This window comes from Cryobacterium sp. PH29-G1 (assembly GCF_030063365.1).
In the GTDB taxonomy this organism is placed as follows: domain Bacteria; phylum Actinomycetota; class Actinomycetes; order Actinomycetales; family Microbacteriaceae; genus Cryobacterium.
The window spans coordinates 310,877-328,149 of record NZ_JASISY010000001.1 but is presented as its reverse complement, the minus strand read 5'-3'; the positions used below and the strand labels follow the sequence as shown (position 1 = coordinate 328,149).

Genomic DNA, 17,273 nt, shown 5'->3' with positions numbered 1-17,273 from the left:
GCCCGTGAGATCAGAGCAGGGAAGCTACCCGGGCGCGGATGAGAGCCGCGATCTCGGCGACGGGCGCCGCGGCGTCAACGACGAGAAAACGGTGGGGTTCGGCGGCGGCCAGTTCGAGGAATGCGGCACGCACGCGAGCATGAAAGTCGTTTTTCTCGGCCTCGAGTCGGTCGAAGACCTTGTCCTCGGCATCGAGGCGAGCGCGCGCGACGACCTCATCGAGGTCGAGCAGCACGGTGAGATCGGGCAACAGTCCCTCGGCGGCCCAGAGCGAGAGGTCGCGCACCTCGGTGGCCCCGAGCACCCGTCCGGCGCCCTGGTACGCCACCGACGAGTCGAGATAGCGGTCCTGCACAACCACATCACCGCGGGCGAGCGCCGGCCGCAGCTTCGTTCCCACATGCTGGGCACGGTCAGCGGCGTACAGCAGAGCCTCAGCGCGCGGGTCGACTTCCCCGCGGTGATGCAGCACGATCTGCCGAATCGCAACGCCGACGTCCGTTCCACCGGGCTCGCGGGTGCGCAGCACCGTGCGCCCCCGCTCCTGCAGCCAGTTGGTGAGCAGGAGCGCCTGGGTGGTCTTTCCGGATCCGTCGCCGCCCTCGAGGGTGATGAAGAGGCCGGTCACTCCGGGTGCGCAGCCTTCGGCGCGACCGTCGTCGTCGCAGCGGAATCCGGAAGTGTGCCGACGGTCTTCTTCACGGCCGGCTTTTTCGCAGCCGGCTTTTTGACCGCTGCCTTCTTGACTGCAGTCTTCTTAGCCGCGGCCACGGGCGCATCCGTGCTGGCCAATGCTGCCTTGGCTGCCGCGTTCGCGGCTCGGGTAGCGGCAGCCTTCTTCGCCGTGGCCGCCTTCGCCGCCGCGGTCGGCGCCTTCTTCACGGCCGGCTTCTTCTTGGCCGGTGCCTTCTTGCGTGGCGCGGCCGGACCCTTGGCCCGCTTATCGGCGAGCAGCTGCACGGCCCGGTCGAAGTCGATCTCCTCGATATCTTCCGACTTGGGAATCGTCGCGTTGGTGACCCCGTCCGTGACGTACGCGCCGAATCGGCCGTCCTTGATCTTAATCGCCTTGCCGCTCTCAGGATCGGGTTCTTCGAACTCTTTCAGAGCACTCGAGGCCCGGCGGGCACCATACTTCGGCTGGGCGTAAAGCTCGAGCGCACCCGGCAGGTCAATGTCGAAGATCTGGTCTTCGCTCGTGAGCGACCGGGTGTCGATGCCCTTCTTCAGGTACGGTCCGAACTTGCCGTTCTGGGCCAGAATCTCGGTTCCGGTCTCCGGGTCGAGACCGACAACGCGCGGCAGCGCCAGCAGACGCAACGCGGTTTCAAGGTCAACGGTGGCCAGATCCATCGATTTGAAAATGGATGCCGTGCGCGGCTTGTCCGCAGCGGCCACCTTTTTCGCAGCCGGCTTGCGCTTGGGTTTGGTCACGGTGACCTCGCCGGTGACGGGGTCTACGGTCTGCGCCGGAGCGGCAACGACCACCGGAATAATGGGTTCGGCCGGGGCCGGCGCGAGTTCGGTAACGTACGGACCGAAGCGGCCGTCCTTCGCGACGATCTCCTTGCCGTTGTCCGGGTTGATTCCGATCACGCGGTCAACGACGACCGGAGCATCGATGAGCTCGCGGGCTTTGGCGGCGGTCAGTTCATCGGGGGCGAGTTCCGGCGGAATGTTGACCCGGCGGGGCGGGGCATCCGCTGCAGCGTCCGGGTCGATGACCTCAAGGTAGGGGCCGTACTTGCCGATGCGCAGGGTGATGTCGTCGCTGATGGCGACCGAGTTGATCACGCGCGGGTCGATCTCACCGAGGTTGTCGATGACCTGGCGCAGACCGCGGTGCTTATCGCTGCCGAAATAGAAGCTGTTGAGCCAGTCCAGACGGTTGGCTTCGCCGCCCGCAATGCGGTCGAGGTCGTCCTCCATCTCGGCGGTGAAGTCGTATTCGACCAGGTCGCTGAAGAAATCTTCGAGCAGGCGCACGACGGAGAACGCGATCCAGTTCGGAACAAGAGACTGGCCCCGCGGCGTAACATAGCCACGCTCGGTGATGGTCGAGATGATCGAGGCGAACGTGGACGGGCGACCGATGCCCAGCTCTTCGAGCTTCTTGACCAGGCTGGCCTCGGTGTAACGAGCGGCCGGGGTGGTCTCGTGGCCCTTGGCCTCAAGATCGAGCAGAGCCAGCATCTGGCCCTCTTCGAGCGGCGGCAGCTTCGACTCGGTCGCCACGGCCTCGGCGTTGCGTTCTTCGTCCTTCGATTCTTCGTAGGCGAGCATGAAGCCGCGAAAGGTGATGACCGTTCCACTGGCGGAGAACTCGGCGAGCGCGCCCGACGCGGACGGGTGCTGGGCGGTTCCGGTCGGACCGGCCGCGATGGTGACGGAGGCGGTCGAACCGGTAGCGTCCTTCATCTGCGAGGCGACGGTGCGCTTCCAGATCAGGTCGTACAGCTTGAAGTCGTTTCCGCGCAGGTTCGAGGCGAGCGAGGCCGGGGTGCGGAAGGTATCGCCGGAGGGGCGAATAGCCTCGTGCGCTTCCTGCGCGTTCTTGCTCTTGCCCTTGTAGGCGCGCGGGGCATCCGGAACCGTTTCGGCACCGTACAGCGCCGCAGCCTGCGTGCGAGCGGCGGTGAGCGCCTGCTGCCCGAGCGACGGCGAGTCGGTACGCATATAGGTGATGTACCCGTTTTCGTACAGCGATTGGGCAACGCTCATGGTCTGGCGGGCGGTGAAACGCAGCTTGCGCGCCGCTTCCTGCTGCAGAGTCGAGGTCGTGAACGGTGCGGCGGGGCTGCGGCGGTACGGCTTGGAGGTGACCTTGGTGACCTCAAGCTTGACGCCGGGGTGCTGCAGGGCGGTTGTGAGGGCATGGGCGGCGTCGGCGTCGAGCGTGACCGCTTTCACGGTGGGCTTGAGCGCGCCGGAATCGTCGAAGTCGCCACCGGTGGCAATGCGCTCACCGTTCAGCCGCACGAGCTTCGCGTCGAAGGCCTGGTCGGTTTCTGAAGCGGATGCCGCCAGTCGCGCGAGCAGGTCCCAGTAGCCGGCCGAGACGAACGCGAGGCGCTCCTTTTCCCGGTCGACGACGAGGCGGGTTGCTGCGCTCTGCACGCGACCTGCGGACAGGCCGGGGCCAACCTTGCGCCACAGCACCGGGGAAATTTCGTAGCCGTAGATGCGGTCGAGGATGCGCCGGGTCTCCTGGGCATCAACCAGGGCGGTGTCGAGGTCGCGGGTGTTGTCTTTGGCGGCGAGGATCGCGTCTTTGGTGATCTCGTGAAACACCATGCGCTTGACCGGAACCTTGGGCTGCAGTACCTGCAACAGGTGCCAGGCAATGGCCTCGCCCTCGCGGTCCTCATCAGTTGCGAGCAAGAGTTCGTTCGCATTCTTGAGGGCGCGTTTGAGTTCGCTCACGGTTTTCTTCTTGGCGTCACTCACCACGTAGTACGGTTCGAAACCGTTGTCGACGTCGACCGAGAATCGACCGAGCGCACCCTTCTTGAGTTCAGGCGGCAGGTTTTTCGGCTCGATCAAATCGCGAATGTGACCGACCGAAGACAAAACTTCGTAACCGTCGCCGAGATACGCGGCGATCGACTTCATCTTGGTCGGTGATTCAACAATGACCAGCTTCTTAGTGCCTGGCACCAGACTCCTCTTTATACGTAGTGGCCAAATGATGGGCCAAGGCACACCATACACACCGGAATGGAGTGCCTGCCTAATCGAGGGACGCGGTTCGGCGCGCCCCGGCCGCACACACGGCGCTCCCAGCCGTCGCCCAGTTCGCTCTGAGCTTGCACCACAACAATCCCAAACCCTTGCTGTTTACCCGCCCAAGTGCAGAATAGACCCATGGGTACAACAACGGCCACATACACCGCGAAGTTGACGGATGGGCCCCTTCAGGGCAAGACAATCACCACGACCTTTCTCGACTCGGGCGATCCGCAGCCCCGCATCGAGATTCCAGGTGATTCCGGTAAACGCTACCTCTATGCGCGCGGCACCGGACTGGAATTCGAGGGTTCCGACTCCACCGGGCGCCCGAGCGCGGTCGAATACCATTACCTGGAGGTGCTCTTCTCCTAATCACGTTGCTGGTCAGGTTGATGCCGGTCGATCCCGTGAGCGCGCCCGGGATCGGTCACCCGGTTGGCGGTCCGGCCCGCGCACTCGCGGAGATGTCCAGGCCGTGCACTCGGCGCAGTACCGAAACGGATGCGATCAGCCCGACCACGGCACAGTGTGTGACGGCCGCCCCGTTCAACGTTGCTGCCGCATCCGCTGCCTCGCAGGGGTACCCCGCGATGGCACCGGAGGCGGTGTCGGCAGCGGCGAGCGCGGCCGCGTCGGCCGCCGTTGCCACGGATCTCCCGGCGGCAAGCAGGGCCAGCACCGACACGACAACGGTGGTCAGCAGTACCGTGGCCCCGATCAGAGCGAGCGCGAGCACCGACCCCGCTCCGCGCTCGGCAGCCTGGTCGGGTGAGCGCCCGGAGCGCGCACTCATCGGCCACCGGCCAGGGCGCAGGAGCGTGCTTCGAGGGTGAGGCCGGCGAAGATCCCCGGCAGGGCCGCAGCGGCGACTCGGGCGCAGACGAACTCCCCCCGCTGTTCGGAAGCGAGGCTCGCCCCGGCCACCGCCTGCGAGACGAGACCCGCGGCACGGCCAGCGGTGTCGCCGCGGGCCAGCGCACGCGCGGCGGTAGCGGCTGCGTCCGTCAAGCGCACCTGCACGCCAACGACCTGAACGGCACCGAGACAGCAGGCCAGCACGAGCACGACCGCCGGCAGGGCAGTGGCAAATTCGGCGGTCGTGCTGCCCCGGTCACCCCAGCTAGCCGCGCTAGCCGATATTGAGGGCACGTCGCACGAGATCGGTGAGCATGCCGCGCACTTCGTCGCTGCGCAAAATGACGATGAGCAGCCCGGCGAATCCGACCGCGGCCATCGTGGCCACAACATATTCTGCCGTCGCGGCACCGGCTTCATCGGCCCAGCTTTTCAGGGTGGACTTTGTATACACAGACTCGTCTCCTTCGGCGTCCATCGACGCGAGTTGGGCGGCACGAGCACTGTCACTCTGGTCGGTTCTCGCGACGTGCGTCGCCGCATCCGCGCATCTGGGGACAGTTTCAGAACGTCGTCAACGTGGAGGACAGCACGCTAATTAGCAACGGAACAACGCCGACCAGCATGAACGCGGGCAACACGCACAGGCCGAGCGGCAGCATCAGAGTCACCGACAGTGTTGCCGCCCGGCGTTGCCCGGCACCGCGGGCATCACGGCGCAGCTGCTCAGCCTCGCTGCGGAGAAGTTCAGCTGCGGGAACTCCCGCTCGCGTGGAGAGATCAAGCACCCGGTCAATCGAGTCGACGCCGGCGCCGAGCGCGATGCCGTAGCGCTCGGTGCCTGCCTGAACGAGCGTGCGCGAACGGTCAATCGACCCACCGCCGGACATAGCAATCGCCATGAGTTCCAACCGCAGCCCCGGCGTCAGGTCGGCCGGCGCCGCCCGGCGCACGAGCGCGCGGTTCCAGCTGGCGGCAGCGAGCATCAGAAGTGCACCGCCGCCGAGGCAGACCAGTCCCGGCACGGTTGCGACCAGCGTGTGCACGGAATCAAAACCCATCAGGCTGCCGAAGACCACGCCGATCACGGGCAGCACCATCACGAGCCGGGCCGTCGCCCGCGGGGCGGCCAGCGCCACCTCGAGATCGCGCTGCACCTGGGCGAGTTCGCGCAGCGACGCGGCAAGCTCGCGCAGACATCCGGCTAGGGGCGCACCGGCCTGCGTGGCCACCTGCCAGGCAGCAGCCAGCCCGAGCCAGGCCCGCTCGGCTTGAACCGCTGCGGTACCCCGCCGTCGGGCGCGGGCTGGGGCCCGCACCCGTGCGGCGTCGCCGGTCGCCAGGCCCACCAACGTCTGCCGACGTGCCTGCCCGGCGATGGCGTCGGCCACACTGTCACCGCGGGCCGCAGCCCGCGCGGCAGCCCGCAAGATGCCCGTCGTCGCCGATTCCGCCCCGCCCGACGATGATTCGGCCCCCACGCCGGCGCCCACGCTCGCACCCACAACGACAGTCCCGCCCCGCGCCGGCAGCAGGTATCCCCAGGCCGACACCGGAGAAACCCCGGCCGACAACAACACCGCGAGCCGCTGTGTGACTGCCGCGACCTCCTCGATTGGCGGAATCGCTTCACCCCGCCGCACGGTCTGACGCCTCCCCCGCTGCTCGGACCGGTGCCGGCAGCAGCACCGTTATGCGCGAGCGCATCAGGCCGCCTCGATGGTCAGTCGGTCACGGCCGTTGAGGGTGAACCGGCCGACCGCCTCCAGCCGCCGCACCCCGTCGGTGCGCTCCAGATGCAGGACCAGCCCGATCGCACTGACGGTCTGCCGGGCCACGGCCGCAGCGCTCATCCCGGCGAGAGCTCCGAGTGCCTCCAACCGCGCCGGAACGTCTTCGAGGGAGTTGGCGTGCAGCGTGCCCGCTCCCCCGTCGTGCCCGGTGTTGAGGGCGGCGAGCAACTCCCGAATCTCAGCGCCTCGGCACTCGCCGAGCACGAGCCGGTCCGGGCGCATGCGCAGCGCCTCCCGCAGCAGCGCTTCCAGACCGATCCGCCCGGCACCCTCCAGATTGGCTTGCCTGGCCTCGAGTGCGACCACGTGCGGATGCCGAATGCGCAGCTCCGCCACATCTTCGATTGCCACGATGCGTTCGTCGGCCGGTGCCTCGCCGAGCAGTGCTGCCAGCAGGGTGGTCTTTCCGCTCCCGGCCGCACCGGTGATGAGCAGATTCTGACGGCCACGCACCGCCGCACGCAGGCGATTCAACCGGGCAGCGGATGCCTCCCCCACGCCGAACAAACCGGCGTCAGCGAGCGCACCAAGACTCCGATCGGCGGCGTGCGGCAGCCGGATGGAGAGCAACGTTCCCATGCTGGATACCGGCGGAAGCACCGCGTGCACGCGAATCCCATCGGCCAGTCGCACGTCGACGCACGGGCTCGCCTCATCGATATGCCGCCCGCCGAGGGCGATGAGCCGAACGGCCAACTCGCGCACCGCGGTCTCGTCACACTGCCAAGCCGGCGCGAAGACGAGGCCGTGCCCGGCGTCGATCCAGAGCCCGGATTCCCCGTTGACAAACAGGTCGGTCGTTTCGGGATCGGCGGCGTAACCGGCCAACGGGCCGAGCGCCCGAACGTCACGGCGAGCGCTGCCACCATAAGAAGCGTCGTCGCCAATGGGTCTGGGGGCATCCGTTGTCGCTGTGCGGTGGCGCGCGCCGGTGGCGGTCGGCTGCACAGCCGCCGGATGCGCCACGGGCTGAGCCGGAAACGGGGAAGCGGAAGCATCCGTAGAAGCATCCGCACGCAGCGGAACGGCATACGACGGAACGGCAACAAAAGGCAGGCCCATGCTTCGACACTAGGGCGAGCCATCCGCGTACCGATGGGCCGGGGCGTTTGTGTGCACATCCGCCCGCTGGCGAGCCTGGGGAGGGATCATCGCGGAACGCAAACCGAGCACGACCGCCACGATGACCCGTGAAGCACAAGGCGAGTGAAGCTTAAATAGAAGGGGCGGCACCTATTGGGGGGAACAGGTGCCGCCTAGCACCGCGCAGATTGGGGGGAACCGTGCGCGATACCGGTCGAACTTTCGTTCTGACGTGATTTAGTTTACGCAGCGCGAGCCAAAAAGCAAGTCCAATGTCCTCATAAAGGAGGACACTCGACCGGGGGTGACGAATTGACTCGAAAATGAGGGTCTATTTCTCAGTATTTCATTTGTGTATACAGAGATTGGTCGCGACCGGTAGGGTTCAATTGAGCTGGCAATGTCCTGCATGCACGTACCGCAAAGGAGCGAATTACACATATGACGGTTAAAATTGACACCCTCCTGCACGAATCGCGTCGATTCGCGCCCACTCCCGAGTTCGCCGCACAGACCACTGCGACGCCGGACCTGTATACAGAAGCACAGAAGGACCCGGTTGCTTTTTGGGCTGATCAGGCACGCAATCTTTTGCACTGGCACAAGCCATTCACCAAGACTCTCGACTGGACCAACCCGCCGTTCGCGAAGTGGTTCGAAGACGGCGAACTCAACGTCGCCTACAACTGCCTCGACCGCCACGTTCTCGCCGGCAATGGCGACCGCGTCGCACTCTACTTCGAGGGCGAGCCGGGAGATTCCCGCAGCTATACCTACGCCGAGCTGACCACCGAGGTCAAAAAGGCCGCCAACGTGCTGCTCGGGCTCGGCGTCACAGCGGGCGACCGCGTGGCCGTGTACCTCCCGATGATCCCCGAGGCTGTCATTTCCATGCTCGCCGTCGCCCGCATCGGCGCCGTTCACTCGGTCATCTTCGGTGGTTTCAGCGCCGAGAGCCTGCGCTCCCGTATCGACGATGCCAACGCTGTGCTGGTTATCACGGCCGACGGCGGCTACCGCAAGGGCAAGATCAGCGCCCTTAAGCCGGCCGTCGATGCCGCACTGCAGACCAACGACTCCTCGGTGAAGAACGTGCTCGTAGTCAAGCGCACCGGCCAGGACGTGCAGTGGAACGACCGCGACATCTGGTGGTCCGACGCCATGGAAACGGCCTCCCCCGAGCACGAAGCCGAAGCTTTTCCGGCCGAGAACCCGCTGTTCATTCTGTATACATCGGGCACGACCGGCGCACCCAAGGGCATCCTGCACACCAGCGGCGGCTACCTGACCCAGAATGCGTTCACCCACCAGGCCGTTTTTGACCTCAAGCCAGAAACGGATGTCTACTGGTGCACCGCCGACGTCGGCTGGATCACGGGACACAGCTACGTGGTCTACGGACCTCTCGCCAACGGCGCCACACAGGTGCTCTACGAGGGCACCCCCGATTCCCCGCACACCGGACGCTGGTGGGAAATCATTGAGAAGTACAAGGTCTCGATTCTGTATACAGCGCCCACGGCTATTCGTACCTTCATGAAGCTCGGTCGGCAGATCCCGCAGAAGTTCGACCTGTCGAGCCTGCGCGTGCTCGGTTCGGTGGGCGAGCCCATCAACCCCGAGGCGTGGATGTGGTACCGCGAGGTCATCGGCAGCGCGCTAACGCCGATCGTCGATACCTGGTGGCAGACCGAGACGGGATCCATCATGGTCTCGGCCCTCGCCGGTCTCACCGAGACGAAACCGGGCGCCGCCCAGGTTCCCGTGCCAGGCATCACCATCGACGTGCTCGATGACGATGGCGTGCACGTCGGCCACGGCAACGGCGGACTCCTCGTGGTCACGAAGCCCTGGCCCGCCATGCTTCGCGGCATCTGGGGCGACCCGGAACGCTTCAAGGAGACCTACTGGGACAAGTTCGAGGGCACCAGCGGCGCCAAGGACGGCCCGCTGTACTTCGCCGGCGACGGCGCCCGCCTCGACCACGACGGCGACATCTGGCTGCTCGGCCGGGTCGACGATGTCATGAACGTGTCGGGCCACCGCCTGTCGACCGCTGAGATTGAGTCGTCGCTCGTGGCGCACTCGCTCACGGCAGAAGCGGCCGTGGTCGGTGCCGCCGACGAGACGACCGGTCAGGCCGTTGTCGCGTTCGTCGTGATCAAGTTCAGCCAGGCCGAGATTGCCTCGCACGAGGACATCACCGGCATTCTGCGAGCCCACGTGGCGCAGCAGATCGGTGCGATCGCCCGCCCGCGCGACATTTACATCGTCGACGAGCTGCCGAAAACCCGTTCCGGCAAGATCATGCGGCGCCTGCTGCGCGATGCGGCCGAGGGGCGCGACGTCGGCGACGTGACGACCCTCGCTGACACGATGGTGATGAACACGATCACCTCGCAGATGAAGAAGTAGCCGCTCCACCCGCGTAACCCGAGGCCGCCTTCCGCCAGGAGGGCGGCCTCGGTCGTGCGCTCACCCCGCACGCCCAGACATTGTGTTCTACTGTGGCGGCATGCCACGACCCGAGGTACCCGCCCGCAGCCGCCTCGGCCGGCTGGATGCGCTCCGCGGGGTGGCGGCAGTTATCGTTCTGGTGCACCACGTGTCGATGACGCTGCCGCAAATCGCTACGGCATACGAGTCGAGTGCCGGGGTGGTGCTTTTTTCCGTGGGCTGGTGGGCCACGCTCTCGCCGCTCAAGGTGCTCGTCGCCGGCCCCGAGTTCGTTCTGGTGTTCTTCGTGCTCAGCGGCTTCGTACTCGTGCGCTCACCGCTCGCCGCCCGCCAGGCGAACACGAGCTACGACTGGGGCGCTTACTACCCGCGCCGCATCATCCGCTTGGCCGCGCCGGTTCTGGTCTCGCTCGCTCTCGCGATCATCTGGATCGTGCTCGTGCCGCGCACGGTCGGTGCAGCGGACGGTCCATGGCTCGCGCGGCAGGACACCCCCGATTTGGCACTGGGCAACCTGCTGCAAGAGGCGAGCATCATCGGTGAAACTCAGCGCCCCGACATCAACCCGCCGTTGTGGTCCCTGGCCTGGGAGATGTGGTTCTCTCTGCTGCTGCCTGTCTTCGTGGTCATCGCAGCGCTTTCCCGCCGCCCCGCGATAGCCCCGGTCGGCCGGGTACTGGCCTGGGCCGCGTTCTGGTGCGCGATCGCCAGTGTCGGGTACGTCACGGCCACGCAGCCGCTCATGTATTTGCCGCCCTTCGCCCTCGGCGCGTTGTTGGCCGCAAACTATGATGAGCTCCAACGCTCTAGCGAGTTGCTTCTGGCGAGCGCTCGCGGTCGCGTGATCGGCTGGGCCGTGGCGGCGCTCGGCCCATTTCTGCTCGTGATCTATTGGATGCTCCGCCCCCTGACGAGCGGGGTGTGGAGCGAGGTCACACTGTCGATGCGCGTGACCGGAGCTTTCGTGATTGTCGCAACGGTAGCGTTCTGGCCGACGAAAGCACCCCGACGCCAGACACCGTCGAGAACCGGTCGCCTTCTGGCGTGGTTCGGCTCGATCAGCTTCAGCCTCTACCTCGTGCACTTTCCCATCGTCGTGGCGTTCGCGCTGCTCGCGGGCCAGGGACGGTGGTGGCTCGGCGCCCTCGTTTCGGTGCCGCTCAGCCTGGTCTTGGCCCAGCTGATGACCCGGTGGGTCGAACGACCGGCGCAGGCCCTGGGCCGGCGGGTGGGGGCATCCGTCTCAAAACGGATGCCCGCACCCGCCTCACGCCGGTAAACGCGGCAGGGTTAGGCGAATGCGACGACGAACTCAATCTCAACCGGGGCGTCGAGCGGCAGCACCGCAACACCAACGGCGGAGCGCGCGTGCCGACCGATGTCGCCGAAGATCTCAACCAGCACGTTCGACGCGCCATTGACCACGGTCGGCTGGCCGGTGAACGCCGGATCGGAGGCGACGAAGCCGGTGACCTTGACCACCTGGGTGATGCGGTCAAGCGACCCGATCACGCTCTTGATGGCGGCGAGACCGTTCAAGGCACAGGTGCGGGCGTATTCCTGCGCGTCCGCGGCGGGAACGAGGCCGTGACCGTCACCGACCTTGCCGGCGGCGGGCAGCGCGCCCGACACCATCGGCAGCTGACCGGCCGTGTACACGAAACCGTTGCTGATCACGGCGGGCAGGTAGGCGGCAACCGGCGGCACAACATTGGGCAGTTCGAGCCCCAGTTCGGCCAGGCGTGCTTCGATGTGCGACATGATTATGCCTCTTCCTTCGGTGCGAGTGGGCGTTTCAGATAGGCAACGAGGCCACCTTCGGGGCCGGGTACGACCTGCACGAGTTCCCACCCGTCCGTTCCCCAGTTGTTCAAAATGGCGGCCGTGTTGTGGATCATCAACGGCGTTGTGAGGTATTCCCAGGCGGGCATGTGACTCCTATTGAGGCGGGCTTTCAGATTTGTCGCTTACGCTCAAGTCTATGTCTGCCAAAAATCGAACCGTGAGCGGGGCTCTGGGGGGTTTCCTGGGTCTCATCGGGATGAGTGCCGTTGCCGGCATTCTCGTGACCGCCGCCGTCGCCCCAGCCGTTGCCCTGTCCGGCATTGCCGCTACGAACACCATCAACGTGTTCGATAGCCTGCCCGAGTATCTCGCCATCGATCGGCTGGCGCAGAAGAGCAATATCTACGCCTCGACCAACGCCGACGATCCGGTGGGCACCCGCGTACTCCTCGCCTCGTTCTACGAGCAAAACCGGGTCGACGTGGCCTCCGACGCCATCAGCCAGTTCGCCAAAGACGCCGCTATCGCCGGTGAAGATCCGCGATTCATGGAGCATGGCGGTGTCGACATTCAGTCGAGCTTCAACGGCGCTGTACAGACTCTGGCCGGTGGTGGAACCCGTGGTGGCTCCTCGATCACCCAGCAATACGTCAAGAACGTGCTCGTGCAAAAATGCGAGGCCATGACCGACGCCGACGCGGCGAAGGAATGCTACACGGATGCCACCCAGACCACGGCTGATCGCAAGCTGCGCGAGATGCGTCTGGCAATCGGCCTCGAGAAGAAGTATGAAAAATACGAAATTCTTCGTGGCTACCTCAATATCGCCGGCTACGGCGGATCGGTGTACGGCATCGAAGCCGCCGCCAACTATTACTTCAACACGACCGCCATCGATCTGACACTGCCGCAGGCGGCAAGTCTCGTGGCGATCGTGAACAACCCGGTCAAGTTTCAGCTCGACCATCCCGACAGCGAGACGAACGGCGCGGCCAACGGCTACGCCGCCAACAAGGTGCGCCGGGATTACATCCTCACCGAGATGCTCAAATACGACAAAATCACCCAGGCCGATTTCGACGCGGCGATCGCCACGCCGATCGAACCGGTTATTACCGTGCCGAGCACCGGATGCCAGACCGCCGGCGGCAGCGCCTACTTCTGTGACTACGTCACCAAGAATCTCAAGTCTGATCCCACCTTCGGCGCGGATGCTGACGAGCGCCTCGCCAACTTCAAGCAGGGCGGATTCGACGTGTACACCACGCTCGACCTCGACCTGCAGTCTGCTGCCGAGACTTCTCTGAACAAGTACGTTCCCAAGACGGTTCCCGGCTGGGACGTGGGCGGGGTCGTTTCGAGCGTGAAGGTGGGTACCGGAGAGGTGCTCGCGATGGCGCAAAACAAGGACTACAGCCAGCAGGAGCAGCCCGCAGGCAGCACTTTCACGAGCATCAACTACAACACCGACTACGCCACGGGCGGTTCCGGCGGATTTCAGCCCGGTTCAACTTACAAGGTGTTCACACTGGCCGAGTGGCTAAAGGAGGGGCATGCCCTCACCGAACGGGTTGACTCGCGGGTCAAATCGGACTGGGGCACGTTCCAGGACAGCTGCCTTGGGCCGCAGAGTTACGGTACTAAGTTCAGCCCCAGGAATGACGGCGGCGAGGGCGGCTCCAATGAATCGGCGCTGCACTCGACCACCCGGTCGATCAACACCGGCTTCATCGGTATGGCCAAGAAACTCGATCTGTGCGGCATCAGAAAAACCGCTGAGAACTTCTTCGTGCACGCGGCCGACGGCGGCGAGCTCGGCCAGAACGCGTCGTCGGTCATTGGCACGAACTACGTCGCTCCACTTACCATGGCCGTCGCCTTCGCCGGCATCGCCAACAACGGCATGACCTGCAGCCCCGTTGTCATTCGCAGCATGGTCAGCTCAGACGGAACCGAACTTCCGGTGCCCAAGTCGGAGTGCAAGCAGTCGGTCGAACCGGACGTCGCCGCCGGCATGCAGTACGCCATGGCGACCACGACCACGGGCAGTGGAACAGCAGCCGCCTCCGGCTCGCGCACCTCGCCCAAGGTGCCGATCATCGGCAAGACCGGAACCACCGACTCCGCCAAGGACACCTGGATGAGCGGAGCCAGCAGCCAGGTCGCCACCGTTGTCGGCGTGGTCAACGTGAGCGGCGCGTTCAAGAATCAGCGCATTACCTCACTTAATGGCATGTCAGCCCAATACATCCGCCACTACGTCTGGCCCGACGTCATGAGTGTCGCGAATGCCAAGTACGGCGGAGAGGCGTTCCCCGACGCTTCGTCGGCCATCATCAACGCGGTGGCGGTGCCCGTTCCCGACGTGCGCGGCAAGTCAATGTCCGAGGCCAAGAGCACCATTCAGGCGGCCGGATTCTCGTTCGTCGATGGCGGCGCCACCGCCTCGGAGATGCCGGTGGGAACCGTGGCCAGCACCGACCCGGCTGGCGGCTCGTCCTCCACCCGCGGCGCGACCATCACCGCGTACTCGAGCGACGGCACCGGCGTGACCATTCCCAACGTCGTCGGCAAGAGTGAAGCGGATGCCCGCAGCACACTCACCGGCGACCCGTACACCTTCACCGTCGCCAAGACTGAAGAGCCGACCACGGACAAGGCGCAGGACGGCAAGGTCATCGCGGTTCAGCCGGGAGTCGGCACCTCCAGTCGTCCCGGCGATGCAGTGACCATCGTCATCGGCAAGTTCGCCGCAGCAGCCCCCGAGAAGAAGACCGAATGACCGCGGCTCGTCGCCGTGCCACGGGCGGCCAGATCGTCGGCACATCGCTCGCGGCGGCGGGCGCGGTCGGCCTCGCCGCCTTCGCCTGGGGCTCGCTCGTGGAACGCAATCGGTTCACCCTGCGCGAGGTGAGTGTTCCGGTGCTCGCACCGGGTTCCGCCCCGATTCGAGTGCTGCACCTCTCTGACCTGCACATGGCGCCCTGGCAGAAAAACAAACAAGAGTGGGTGCGCAGCCTCGCCGCGCTGAAGCCCGACCTCGTGGTCGATACCGGGGACAATCTCGGCCATGCAGACGGCGTCACCGGAATCGAGTACGCCCTGGCACCATTCCGGGGCATTCCCGGCGTGTTCGTCAACGGGTCCAATGACTATGTCGGACCGCAGCTGAAGAACCCGTTCACCTACTTCGGCGGGCCATCCAGTCGACGCACCGTGCACCGCGAGGAACTCGACACCGATGCGTTGCGCCGGGTATTCGCCGATCTCGGCTGGACCGACATTAACAACGCGGCCGAGTCCCTCGATCTGAAAGACACCCACGTGGAGTTCTTCGGCGTCGACGACCCGCACATCGGACGGGACCGCCTCGACCTGATCACCCGCGCGATCGACGATCTGCGAGCCAACGATCCGCTCGGCGATGACGTCTGGCCCGACCCGGAAGAAGCGGCAGCCGCGCGTTCCACTCTCACGGTGGGCGTGGCTCACGCGCCCTACCAACGCGTGTTGAATTCGTTCGTGAACCACGGTGCCCAGCTGATTCTGGCCGGGCACACGCACGGCGGCCAGGTCTGCGTGCCCGGTTTCGGAGCGCTCGTGACCAACTGCGACATTCCGCGCCGTCAGGTGAAGGGCCTGAGCCTCTGGAACCACGGGCTGCGCACCGCTTTTCTGAACGTCTCGGCCGGCCTCGGCACTTCCATCTACGCGCCGGTGCGCTTCGCCTGCCCGCCCGAGGCGACCCTGCTGACCCTGACCGCATCCTAACTGCCCGTTCAATTCGTCACGGGAGGCCTGGAGCACCTATACTGATTGAGGCCCACGGGCCATCGGGGTATGGCGCAGCTTGGTAGCGCGCGTCGTTCGGGACGACGAGGTCGCAGGTTCAAATCCTGTTACCCCGACAGCAGTAAATATGAACAGCAGTAAATATGAACAGCACGAAACATCGCAAACCCCCACTCCATCGGAGTGGGGGTTTCGTTGTAGTATCGCCTGTCGGCATCAACATCACTCCTGCCGAGGATCGCCGGGAAACCGGCGCGAATGGATTTCTCCTCGTATGACCGCAAGTCCCAGCACCACGAGCACGCCACCCGTCGTCTCCCGCCGCGCCTGGCAGGCTCTGATCGTGCTGCTCGCCGGCATGTTCATGGCCCTGCTCGACACGACCATCGTCAATGTCGCGCTTCCCAGCATCCGCACCAGCCTCGATGCCTCCGAAGCCACCCTGTCGTGGATCATCTCCGGCTACGCCCTCGCCTTCGGCCTCGCGCTCATTCCAGCCGGCCGAATCGGCGACCGCTACGGCCACAAATGGGTGTTCTTCTCGGGCCTGGCCGTGTTCACGCTCGCGAGCCTCGCCTGCGGCCTAGCCCAGAATGACCTGCAGTTGATTGTTGCCCGCGTTGTTCAGGGGCTGGCCGGCGGCATGTTCGTACCGGCGGTGACGGCCGTCATTCAGCTGATGTTCCCGCCCCAGGCCCGCGGCAAGGCGTACGCGATCATGGGATCGGTCATCGGCGTTTCCACCGCACTCGGTCCGATCGTCGGCGGGCTCATCATTGAGGCCTTCGGCGTGGAGAATGGCTGGCGCCTGGTGTTCTGGGTAAACCTGCCGATCGGTATTCTCGCCCTCATCGCCACCGTGTTCCTGCTGCCCGGCGGCGCCGCACTCCCAAAATCCACGCAGCTGTCGCGTGCGGGCATCGACTGGCTCGGGCTCGTCCTCATCTCGGCCGGCCTCGTGGCGCTCCTGGTGCCCTTGATCGAGGGTCAGGATCAGGGCTGGCCGCTCTGGACCTTCCTCACCCTCGCGGCCGGGGTGCTGCTCATGGTTGCTTTCGGTGCGTGGGAAGTCTCTGTCGCCAAGCGTTCGGGCAGCCCGCTCGTGCCGCCCCACTTGTTCTCGCATCCCGCATTCACCGGCGGTGTCATTCTCGCCCTGGTCTACTTCGCGGCATTCACGAGCATCTTCTTCACAATCTCGATTCTCTGGCAGGCGGGCCTCGGGCACAGCGCTCTCGAGTCGGGCCTAGTCTCCATCCCGTTCGCGATCGGTACGATTCTCGGGGCCTCGCAGAGCGACCGGCTGGCCAAACGCCTCGGTCGCACCGTGCTCGTGGTCGGCGTGTCCTTCGTCACGATCGGCCTGATCTGGATCTGGCTGGTCATGCTCCTGACAACGCCCGGCGACCTCACCAACTGGCACCTGCTTCCGCCCCTGTTCATCGCGGGCCTCGGCAGCGGATTCTTCATCGCGCCGAACGTGTCATTCATTGTGGCGACCGTCGACCGCTCCGAAGCCGGCGGCGCGAGCGGCGTGGTCGGTGTCATGCAGCGCGTCGGCAGCGCGGTCGGAATCGCCGTGATCGGCAGCGTGTTCTTCGGGACCCTGGCCGTGGCCGGTCCCGGAGCGGATGCCCTCGCCACGGCATTCACGCACAGCGCCACCATGGCAATGGCAGTGAGTGCCGGTTTCAGTATCCTCGCGCTCATCCTCGTGTTCGCTTTGCCCAAGCGGGTCGCCGGCAACGGGCCGGCCGCCGCCGCCGGTTAGCGGGCCTG

General features: G+C 65.5%; 15 protein-coding genes and 1 tRNA gene. 7 read left to right on the top strand and 9 right to left on the bottom strand.

The genetic code is table 11. From position 1 onward, the window contains the following. Nucleotides 1-10: 10 nt before the first annotated feature. Both tmk and topA read right to left on the bottom strand, forming a co-directional pair. Complete coding sequence (gene tmk, locus QMK22_RS01520) at nt 11-628, bottom strand: dTMP kinase (protein ID WP_283495856.1); 618 nt, start codon at nt 626-628, stop codon at nt 11-13. Continuing rightward, entirely contained in the window at nt 625-3,657 is a 3,033-nt protein-coding gene (gene topA / locus QMK22_RS01515; RefSeq protein ID WP_283495855.1) for a type I DNA topoisomerase, read from the bottom strand. The genes tmk and topA overlap by 4 nt, the downstream gene beginning before the upstream one ends. Nucleotides 3,658-3,864: 207 nt before the next feature. Between topA and QMK22_RS01510 the strand changes: the two genes are divergently transcribed. Continuing rightward, nucleotides 3,865-4,101 carry a hypothetical protein gene (locus QMK22_RS01510; protein WP_283495854.1) on the top strand — a complete coding sequence of 79 codons (237 nt, stop codon included), beginning with the start codon at nt 3,865-3,867 and terminating at the stop codon, nt 4,099-4,101. Nucleotides 4,102-4,156: 55 nt separating this feature from the next. On the opposite strand, the gene QMK22_RS01505 is transcribed toward QMK22_RS01510, so the two are convergent. The 5 genes from QMK22_RS01505 to QMK22_RS01485 form a co-directional block, all read right to left on the bottom strand. Next, nucleotides 4,157-4,522, bottom strand: a complete 366-nt coding sequence (locus QMK22_RS01505) for an Rv3654c family TadE-like protein (RefSeq protein ID WP_283495853.1) — start codon at nt 4,520-4,522, stop codon at nt 4,157-4,159. Further along, nucleotides 4,519-4,878 (bottom strand): TadE family type IV pilus minor pilin, encoded by a 360-nt coding sequence (locus QMK22_RS01500; protein WP_283495852.1) that lies wholly within the window; start codon nt 4,876-4,878, stop codon nt 4,519-4,521. Before QMK22_RS01500 ends, QMK22_RS01505 begins: the two co-directional genes overlap by 4 nt. Then, entirely contained in the window at nt 4,859-5,062 is a 204-nt protein-coding gene (locus tag QMK22_RS01495; RefSeq protein WP_283495851.1) for a DUF4244 domain-containing protein, read from the bottom strand. The genes QMK22_RS01500 and QMK22_RS01495 overlap by 20 nt, the downstream gene beginning before the upstream one ends. 85 nt (nt 5,063-5,147) lie before the next feature. Then, nucleotides 5,148-6,227: a hypothetical protein gene (locus QMK22_RS01490; RefSeq protein WP_283495850.1), complete on the bottom strand. Its 1,080-nt coding sequence runs from the start codon at nt 6,225-6,227 to the stop codon at nt 5,148-5,150. Between the two features lie 63 nt (nt 6,228-6,290). Then, a complete protein-coding gene (locus QMK22_RS01485; RefSeq protein ID WP_283495849.1) occupies nt 6,291-7,439 on the bottom strand; it encodes a TadA family conjugal transfer-associated ATPase in 1,149 nt (382 codons plus the stop codon). A gap of 462 nt (nt 7,440-7,901) precedes the next feature. Here QMK22_RS01485 and acs point away from each other — a divergent pair, with 462 nt between their 5' ends. Further along, a complete protein-coding gene (gene acs, locus QMK22_RS01480; protein WP_283495848.1) occupies nt 7,902-9,875 on the top strand; it encodes an acetate--CoA ligase in 1,974 nt (657 codons plus the stop codon). A 100-nt stretch (nt 9,876-9,975) separates the two neighbouring features. Next, complete coding sequence (locus tag QMK22_RS01475; RefSeq protein WP_283495847.1) at nt 9,976-11,196, top strand: acyltransferase family protein; 1,221 nt, start codon at nt 9,976-9,978, stop codon at nt 11,194-11,196. Between the two features lie 11 nt (nt 11,197-11,207). On the opposite strand, the gene QMK22_RS01470 is transcribed toward QMK22_RS01475, so the two are convergent. Both QMK22_RS01470 and sp36 read right to left on the bottom strand, forming a co-directional pair. Continuing rightward, complete coding sequence (locus QMK22_RS01470) at nt 11,208-11,678, bottom strand: RidA family protein (RefSeq protein WP_283495846.1); 471 nt, start codon at nt 11,676-11,678, stop codon at nt 11,208-11,210. Nucleotides 11,679-11,680: 2 nt separating this feature from the next. Further along, nucleotides 11,681-11,848, bottom strand: coding sequence for a Sp36 family protein (gene sp36, locus QMK22_RS01465; protein ID WP_166788150.1), 168 nt, complete (start codon nt 11,846-11,848; stop codon nt 11,681-11,683). A gap of 50 nt (nt 11,849-11,898) precedes the next feature. Here sp36 and QMK22_RS01460 point away from each other — a divergent pair, with 50 nt between their 5' ends. The 4 genes from QMK22_RS01460 (at nt 11,899) to QMK22_RS01445 (ending at nt 17,265) form a co-directional block, all read left to right on the top strand. Next, entirely contained in the window at nt 11,899-14,484 is a 2,586-nt protein-coding gene (locus QMK22_RS01460; protein ID WP_283495845.1) for a transglycosylase domain-containing protein, read from the top strand. Then, the gene (locus QMK22_RS01455; RefSeq protein WP_283495844.1) at nt 14,481-15,473 is read left to right on the top strand and encodes a metallophosphoesterase; all 993 of its coding nucleotides are present in this window, start codon (nt 14,481-14,483) and stop codon (nt 15,471-15,473) included. The genes QMK22_RS01460 and QMK22_RS01455 overlap by 4 nt, the downstream gene beginning before the upstream one ends. Nucleotides 15,474-15,536: 63 nt before the next feature. Beyond that, nucleotides 15,537-15,610, top strand: a tRNA-Pro gene (locus QMK22_RS01450). Between the two features lie 158 nt (nt 15,611-15,768). Beyond that, entirely contained in the window at nt 15,769-17,265 is a 1,497-nt protein-coding gene (locus QMK22_RS01445; protein WP_283495843.1) for an MFS transporter, read from the top strand. Nucleotides 17,266-17,273 lie beyond the last annotated feature (8 nt).

What these genes read in the sequence shown, in the direction of transcription:
- QMK22_RS01510 (WP_283495854.1), top strand. Translation starts at nt 3,865, where the DNA reads ATGGGTACAACAACGGCCACATACACCGCGAAGTTGACGGATGGGCCC.
- QMK22_RS01505 (WP_283495853.1), bottom strand. Translation starts at nt 4,522, where the DNA reads ATGAGTGCGCGCTCCGGGCGCTCACCCGACCAGGCTGCCGAGCGCGGA.
- QMK22_RS01495 (WP_283495851.1), bottom strand. Translation starts at nt 5,062, where the DNA reads ATGGACGCCGAAGGAGACGAGTCTGTGTATACAAAGTCCACCCTGAAA.
- QMK22_RS01485 (WP_283495849.1), bottom strand. Translation starts at nt 7,439, where the DNA reads ATGGGCCTGCCTTTTGTTGCCGTTCCGTCGTATGCCGTTCCGCTGCGT.
- acs (WP_283495848.1), top strand. Translation starts at nt 7,902, where the DNA reads ATGACGGTTAAAATTGACACCCTCCTGCACGAATCGCGTCGATTCGCG.
- QMK22_RS01475 (WP_283495847.1), top strand. Translation starts at nt 9,976, where the DNA reads ATGCCACGACCCGAGGTACCCGCCCGCAGCCGCCTCGGCCGGCTGGAT.
- QMK22_RS01470 (WP_283495846.1), bottom strand. Translation starts at nt 11,678, where the DNA reads ATGTCGCACATCGAAGCACGCCTGGCCGAACTGGGGCTCGAACTGCCC.
- sp36 (WP_166788150.1), bottom strand. Translation starts at nt 11,848, where the DNA reads ATGCCCGCCTGGGAATACCTCACAACGCCGTTGATGATCCACAACACG.
- QMK22_RS01460 (WP_283495845.1), top strand. Translation starts at nt 11,899, where the DNA reads ATGTCTGCCAAAAATCGAACCGTGAGCGGGGCTCTGGGGGGTTTCCTG.
- QMK22_RS01455 (WP_283495844.1), top strand. Translation starts at nt 14,481, where the DNA reads ATGACCGCGGCTCGTCGCCGTGCCACGGGCGGCCAGATCGTCGGCACA.
- QMK22_RS01445 (WP_283495843.1), top strand. Translation starts at nt 15,769, where the DNA reads ATGACCGCAAGTCCCAGCACCACGAGCACGCCACCCGTCGTCTCCCGC.